This window comes from Streptomyces sp. NPDC026575, from assembly GCF_055567415.1.
In genome coordinates, this window is sequence record NZ_JBVHQM010000027.1 from 113,394 (window position 1) to 120,037 (window position 6,644).

The 6,644-nt window shown below is 72.1% G+C and carries 7 protein-coding genes and 1 riboswitch; of the genes, 6 read left to right on the plus strand and 1 reads right to left on the minus strand.

What is annotated here, in order from left to right; all coding sequences use genetic code 11:
• Positions 1-157 precede the first annotated feature (157 nt).
• From ACZ4NB_RS30695 to ACZ4NB_RS30705, 3 genes are all read left to right on the plus strand, one after another.
• The gene (locus ACZ4NB_RS30695; protein WP_467666313.1) at positions 158-475 is read left to right on the plus strand and encodes a DUF3618 domain-containing protein; all 318 of its coding nucleotides are present in this window, start codon (positions 158-160) and stop codon (positions 473-475) included.
• Positions 476-571: 96 nt separating this feature from the next.
• Positions 572-922 carry a GroES family chaperonin gene (locus tag ACZ4NB_RS30700; protein WP_393500663.1) on the plus strand — a complete coding sequence of 117 codons (351 nt, stop codon included), beginning with the start codon at positions 572-574 and terminating at the stop codon, positions 920-922.
• 62 nt (positions 923-984) lie between these two features.
• A riboswitch (guanidine-III (ykkC-III) riboswitch) is annotated at positions 985-1,050 on the plus strand.
• Between the two features lie 31 nt (positions 1,051-1,081).
• On the plus strand, positions 1,082-1,402 hold the full coding sequence (locus ACZ4NB_RS30705) for a DMT family transporter (RefSeq protein ID WP_393500660.1): 321 nt from the start codon (positions 1,082-1,084) through the stop codon (positions 1,400-1,402).
• A gap of 30 nt (positions 1,403-1,432) precedes the next feature.
• Here the strand turns inward: ACZ4NB_RS30705 and ACZ4NB_RS30710 are convergent, their stop codons facing one another.
• Positions 1,433-3,634, minus strand: coding sequence for a transglycosylase domain-containing protein (locus ACZ4NB_RS30710; RefSeq protein WP_467666307.1), 2,202 nt, complete (start codon positions 3,632-3,634; stop codon positions 1,433-1,435).
• Positions 3,635-3,922: 288 nt separating this feature from the next.
• Between ACZ4NB_RS30710 and ACZ4NB_RS30715 the strand changes: the two genes are divergently transcribed.
• Genes ACZ4NB_RS30715 through ACZ4NB_RS30725 form a run of 3 tightly spaced genes read left to right on the plus strand, consistent with a single transcriptional unit; the run spans position 3,923 to position 6,565 of the window.
• Positions 3,923-4,720: an ABC transporter permease gene (locus tag ACZ4NB_RS30715; protein ID WP_393500763.1), complete on the plus strand. Its 798-nt coding sequence runs from the start codon at positions 3,923-3,925 to the stop codon at positions 4,718-4,720.
• Positions 4,721-4,772: 52 nt separating this feature from the next.
• Entirely contained in the window at positions 4,773-5,537 is a 765-nt protein-coding gene (locus tag ACZ4NB_RS30720; RefSeq protein ID WP_467666314.1) for an ABC transporter permease, read from the plus strand.
• Between the two features lie 38 nt (positions 5,538-5,575).
• A complete protein-coding gene (locus ACZ4NB_RS30725) occupies positions 5,576-6,565 on the plus strand; it encodes an ABC transporter ATP-binding protein (protein ID WP_467666308.1) in 990 nt (329 codons plus the stop codon).
• The last annotated feature ends 79 nt before the right edge of the window (positions 6,566-6,644 follow it).

Here is a 6,644-nt window from a genome sequence, read left to right on the forward strand (position 1 = left end):
CGGGGGGAGCGGGGGCGGTGCCGGCGCGTGGAGCCGGGGGCCGGTCGGTGCTGGTGGGGCGGCCGTGGTGCGCGAAACGGGGGTGCTGTGGGGCGTACGGGGGTGTGAGCTGACAGACTGTCCATCACGAATGGCGCGAGACGACGGAGGCAGCGCGGTGGCGGAGGCCAGGACCCCGGCGCAGATCGAGGCGGACATCGCCCGCAGGCGGCAGGAGCTCGCCGTCACGCTCGACGAGATCGGGGTGCGGCTGCACCCGCAGACGATCATGGGTGAGGTGAAGGCGAAGGCGGCGGCCGCCGTGGACCGTACGGCGGGGCGGGCGTATGTGGTCGTCAATCGCGCGGTCTGCGACGTCCGGGCGCAGTTGGTGTCGTCGGACGGGGCGCCGCGGCTGGAGCGCGTCGTTCCGGTGGCGATGGTCGGTGTGGCCGTGGTGGGGCTGCTGGCGCTGCGCGCCAAGCGGCGCCGCTGACCGGCGGGCGGCCGGGGCGCCGGTGGACCGGTTTCGGTGCGGCGCGACCCGGCCCGCGATGCGTGGCGGGCTCCGCCGGGCAGGTACGGTCGTGCCGTGACCCCGAATAACACCAAGGACACCCACGACAAGCTGCCGATCCGGATGCTGCACGACCGCGTGCTGGTCCGGACGGACATCCCCGAGGGCGAGCGCCGCTCGTCCGGGGGCATCGTCATCCCCGCGACCGCTGCCGTCGGCCGGCGCCTGGCCTGGGCCGAGGTGGTCGCGGTCGGGCAGAACGTGCGGACCGTCGAGGTGGGCGACCGGGTGCTGTACGACCCGGAGGACCGGGCCGAGGTCGAGGTGCGCGGTGTGGCGTATGTGCTGATGCGCGAGCGCGATCTGCACGCGGTGGCCGCGGAGCGGCTGGAGGGCGCGGACGACTCGACGGGGCTGTACCTGTAGAAGGACGGGCCGGTAGCTGCAGGGAGGCGGGCGGTGACGGGTGTCACCGCCCGTTTCGCTGTCCTTTGCTAGCCTCGGGAGCACCCCGACGAGACGCGCCGTACCGGGTCAGGACAAGACGACGCACCCCTGTTGAAGCTCTTTCACGGAGGTGCCGTCATGGCATGGATCCTGCTCGTGGTCGCCGGTCTGCTGGAGGTGGGCTGGTCGATCGGGATGAAGTTCACCGACGGCTTCACCCGGCTGTGGCCCAGTGTGTTCACCGGCGCGGGCATCGTGGTCAGCATGGTGCTGCTCTCGTACGCGGCGCGGACCCTGCCGATCGGTACCGCCTACGGCGTGTGGGTCGGCATCGGGGCGGCCGGTGCGGCGGTGGTCGGGATGATGGTGCTCGGCGAGCCGGCGACGGCGGCCCGGATCTTCTTCATCTGCCTGCTGCTGGTGGCGGTCGTGGGCCTCAAGGCGACCTCCGGCCACTGACGTGACACCCGGCTCGGCCCCCGCCCGCCCCTAGCGTCTCCGCCGCTGCCATTCGGGATCCTCCTCGACCGGTCCCACGGTCGGGAAGTCCTCCGTGGGCTCGCTGGTCGGCGGGGTCTGGGTCGGGACGGTCGGGGAGGGCGGCACGGTGGCCGGCGGGGTCGTCGGGGCGCTGGTGGGCGGCGTGCTGCTGCCGGGGGGAGTGCCCGACGGGCCGGGGGCCGGGGAGTCCGAGGCGCCGGGCGACGGCGACAGGCTGTCGGAGGGCTCGGCGGACGGCGAGGCCGACTCGGCGCCCTCCGCGAGGTGCAGGTCGAAGTCGCGCACCGGGTGCCCGCGCAGGGCCGCCGCGGTGTAGTCGGCCCAGATCTGGGCGGGGAAGTCGCCGCCGTTGACCCGGGGCAGCCCCGCCGCTCCGTACAGCGGCTGCTGGGCGGCGCTCTCCGGGTGCTGGCCCAGTACGGCGACGACGGTGGCGAGATCGGGGGTGTAGCCCGCGAACCACGCGGCCTTGTCCTCCTCCGCGGTGCCGGTCTTGCCGGCCGCGGGCCGCCCGGCCTGCTGGGCGGCGGTGCCGGTGCCGCCGTCGACGACGCTGCGCAGGATCGAGGTGGTGGTGTCGGCGGCCTCGCGGGTGAGGGCGGTGGTCCGTTCGCGCTCGGGCAGCTCGATCTCCTCGTCGCTCCTGGTGACCTTGTCGACCAGGGTGTACGGCCGCAGGCTGCCGTGCTGGGCGAGGGTGGCGTAGACCTGCGTCATGTCCAGGACGCTGGGGGTGGCGGTGCCCAGGGAGATCGCGCCCTGCGAGGAGGCGAGGCCGGGGGTGGCTGCGGGGATGCCCAGGTCGACGGCGGTGTCCTTGACCTTGCCGGGGCCGACGTCGATGCCCATCTGGGCGTAGACGGCGTTGACGGACTTGTCGGTGGCCTCGGTGACGGTGATCGGGCCGTAGGAGCGGTCGTCCTCGTTGGCGGGGGCGAAGCCGGTGGAGCGGCCGTGGCTGACCGCCATCCGCTTGTTGGTGCCGTCGTAGAGGGTGTGGGGGGTGATGCGTTCGCCGTCCTGGGTGGTGGAGCGGTTCTGCACGGCGGAGGCGAAGACGATCGGCTTGAAGGTGGAGCCGACCTGGTAGTCGCTGCGGGTGGCGCCGTTGACGTACTGCTTGGCGTAGTCGATGCCGCCGTAGAGGGCGACGACCCGGCCGCTCCTGGGGTCGATGGAGGCGCCGCCGGCCCGGACGTAGCGGTCGACCTCGCGGGAGTCGTCGAGCCGGTCCATCAGGCGGCTGTTGACCGCTTCGACGAAGGCGTTCTGGCGGCGCTTGCTGAGGGTGGTGTGGATGCGGTAGCCGCCGGCGCGCAGGGTGGTGTCGTCGAGGATGTGGTGGTCGGTCAGGTAGTCCTTGACGGCCTCGACGAGGTAGCCGCGCTGGCCGGTCAGGCCGGCGGAGGTCTTGGCGGGCCGGGGGGTGGGGAAGCGCATCGCGGCGCGCTCGCCGGGGCTGAGCCACTTCTGCTCGACCATGCCGTCCAGAACGTAGTTCCAACGCGCCAGCACCCGCGAGCGGTTGCCGGGGTGGGCGGTGATGTCGTAGGCGCTGGGGGCGTTGAGCAGGGCGGCGAGGTAGGCGCCCTGAGCGGTGGTCAGCCGCTGGGAGTCGCGGCCGTAGTAGGCCTGGGCGGCGGCCTGGATGCCGTAGGCGTTGCGGCCGTAGTAGCTGGAGTTGAGGTAGCCCTCCAGGATGTTGTCCTTGCTCACCTCGCGGTCCAGCTTGATGGCGATGAAGAACTCCTTGGCCTTGCGGGTGAGGGTCTGTTCCTGGCCGAGGTAGTAGTTCTTGACGTACTGCTGGGTGATGGTGGAGCCGGACTGCTTGCCCTTGCCGGTGACGGTGTTCCAGGCGGCGCGCAGCATGGCTCCGGGGTCGATCGCGGACTCGGCGTAGAAGTCGCGGTCCTCGGCGGCGAGTACGGCCTGCTGGACGCGCTCGGGGACCTGGCCCAGGTGCACGTTCTGCCGGTTGACCTCGCCGTCGCGGGCCAGTTCGGAGCCGTCGGAGTAGAGGTAGACGTTGCTCTGGGCCTTGGCGGCGCTGTTGGCCGGGGGGATCTCGACGAGGAGGTAGCCGCCGATCAGGCCGCCGATGACGATCAGCAGGAACAGCAGCACGGTGCCGAGCATCGTGCGCCAGCTGGGCAGGGCCCGGCGCCAGCCTGTGCGTTGTCCGCTCATGTCTGTATGGACTCCTCGGCCGCCGCCGAAGGTTGTACCGCGGCGGATCGGTGTCGTGTCGGGGTTTTCGCGCCGTACGCCGGAAATGTAACTGTGGCCCGTCGGGCAACTCTCGCATCATGCGCCCCGGTCAGAGGGGGTGGCACGCACCCGGGTCCGCCACCTGACCGGCTGAATGGCGCCCATGGCTCACCCGAACGGGTGGTAAATCGATGGTGCCCGCCGTGGCCGCCGCTTAGGCTCCGGTGTTTGCCGTCCGGCGACAACGGGATCAGGGGGGAGCGGGGCGTGTGGTACGTGGCGGTGGCGGCCGGCAGCTTCCGGCGGTATGCCACCTATCGGGTCGCCACCGTGGCGGGCGTCTTCACCAACACCGTCTTCGGCTTCATCGTCGCCTACACCTACATCGCGCTGTGGGACGCCCGGCCGCATCTGGGCGGCTACGACCAGGCGCAGGCGCTGACGTTCGTCTGGACCGCGCAGGCGCTGCTGGCGGCCTCGTCGCTGATGGCCGGCGGGGGCCTGGACGAGCTGCAGGAGCGGATCCGCACCGGCGACATCGCGGTGGACCTCTACCGGCCCGCGGACCTTCAGGTGTGGTGGCTCTCCGCGGACCTGGGGCGGGCCGCGCTGCAGCTGATCGGCCGCGGGGTGGTGCCGATGGCGGTGGGCGCGCTGGTCTTCCCGCTCGCGCTGCCCGCCGACCCGGCGAGATGGGGCTGGTTCCTTGTCTCGGTGACGCTCGGCGTGGTGGTCAGCTTCGCCCTGCGCTATCTGGTGGCGCTGGCGTCGTTCTGGCTGCTGGACGGCACCGGGCTGGCCCTGATCAGCGGCCTGGCCTGCCTGTTCTTCTCGGGGATGGTGCTGCCGCTGCGGGTCTTCCCCGGCGGCTTCGGCCAGATCGCCCAACTGCTGCCGTGGGCGGCGATCCTGCAGGTTCCGGTCGATGTGCTGGTGGGCGCGCGCGGCGGCGGCGCGCTGCTGCGGGGGCTGGCGTTCCAGGCGGTGTGGGGCGCGGTGCTGCTGGCGCTGGGCCGGCTGGTGCAGTCCGCGGCGACCCGCAAGGTGGTGGTGCACGGTGGCTGAGGCGGGCGGCCGGGTGGCTCAGGGGTTCTTCGCGTACGGGCTGATCGTGCGGATGTGGGTGCGCTCCACGCTCGCCTACCGGGCGTCGTTCGTGATGATGACGGTCGGCAACTTCGCCGCCTGCGCCCTGGACTTCGTCGCGATCATGCTGATGTTCTCGCAGATCGACGCCCTCGGCGGCTTCTCGCTGCCCGAAGTGGCGTTCCTGTACGGCACGTCCGGTGCCGCGCTGGGCCTGGCGGATCTGCTGCTGGGCAGCATGGACCGGCTGGGGCGGCGGGTGCGCGACGGCACCCTCGACATCCTGCTGCTGCGCCCCGTACCGGTCTTCGCGCAGGTCGCCGCGGACCGCTTCGCGCTGCGCCGGCTGGGCCGGATCACCCAGGCGCTGCTGGTGCTCGGCTGGTCGCTGACCCGCCTGGAGGTGGACTGGACGGCGGGCCGGGCGCTGATGGTGCCGCTGATGATCGGGTGCGGTACGGCCATCTTCGGGGCGGTGTTCACCACCGGCGCCGCCTTCCAGTTCTGGGCGCAGGACGCCGCCGAGGTGCAGAACTCCTTCACCTACGGCGGTAACGCCCTGCTGCAGTACCCGCCGACCGTGTTCGCCCGGGACCTGGTGCGCGGGGTGACCTTCCTGGTCCCGCTGGCCTTTGTGAACTGGCTGCCGGCGCTGCGGCTGCTGGGCCGGGAGGACCCGCTGGGGCTGCCCGGCTGGGTGGACTTCCTGGGGCCGGCGGTCGCGGCGCTGATGTGCGCGGGGGCCGCGCTGGCCTGGCGGCGCGGGCTGCGCGCGTACCGCAGCACCGGCAGCTGACACACCATCGAAGAGCGGATACGAAAAGGAGTCGTGGAGTGAGCGGTGACGGGGCCGCGGCGGAGCCGCTGATCGTGGTGGACGGCGTCGAGAAGACCTTCACGGTGCGGCGCAGGGCGGGCCGGCTGCGCCGGGTCCGCCAGGAGGTGCGGGCCGTGGACGGCATCACCTTCCAGGTGCCGCGCGGCGAGATGGTCGGCTACATCGGGCCGAACGGCGCGGGGAAGTCCACCACCATCAAGATGCTGACGGGCATTCTGGTGCCCAGCGGCGGCCGGCTGCGGGTCGCCGGCATCGACCCGGCGCGCGAACGGACCCGGCTCGCCCGCCGGATGGGGGTGGTCTTCGGCCAGCGCACCACGCTGTGGTGGGACCTGCCGCTGAAGGACTCCTACGACTTGGTGCGCCGGATGTACCGGGTCCCCGACGCCGTCTACCGCGCCAACCTCGACCGCTGCGTGGAACTGCTGGACCTCGCCCCGCTGCTGGCCGTACCCGTACGCCAGCTCTCCCTGGGGCAGCGGATGCGCGGCGATATCGCGGCGGCGCTGCTGCACGACCCCGAGGTGCTCTATCTGGACGAGCCGACCATCGGCCTCGACGTCATCAGCAAGGCGAAGGTCCGGCAGTTCCTCCGCGAGGTGAACGCCGAGCGCGGCACCACGGTCCTGCTGACCACCCACGACCTGACCGACATCGAGCAGCTGTGCCGCCGGGTGATGGTCATCGACCACGGTCACCTGGTCTACGACGGCGGCCTCGACGGGCTGCGGGCGGCCGCCGACGGCGAGCGGACGCTGATGGTCGACCTGGAGCGGGAACTGCCGCCCATCGAGGGCGTCCCGGGCGCCCGCACGGTCCGGGTCGAAGGCCCCCGCCAGTGGCTGGCGTTCGGCGCCGCACAGAGCGCGGCCCCACTGGTCGCCGCGATCGCCGAGCGGTACCCGCTGGTGGACCTGTCGGTCCGGGAACCGGACATCGAGGCGATCATCGCCTCGATGTATACCGGTAGCGCTGCGCTTGGCTGATGTCCCACGTTGTCGGCTGTCCCGCCGTGGTGGTTTGTCGCCGTTGCTCCCCCACTGCCTAAAGGGCGTGGGAGGTACC

Coding starts and splice junctions, on each gene's coding strand:
- ACZ4NB_RS30705 (WP_393500660.1), top strand. CDS start 1,082: ATGGCATGGATCCTGCTCGTGGTCGCCGGTCTGCTGGAGGTGGGCTGG.
- ACZ4NB_RS30710 (WP_467666307.1), bottom strand. CDS start 3,634: ATGAGCGGACAACGCACAGGCTGGCGCCGGGCCCTGCCCAGCTGGCGC.
- ACZ4NB_RS30720 (WP_467666314.1), top strand. CDS start 4,773: ATGTGGGTGCGCTCCACGCTCGCCTACCGGGCGTCGTTCGTGATGATG.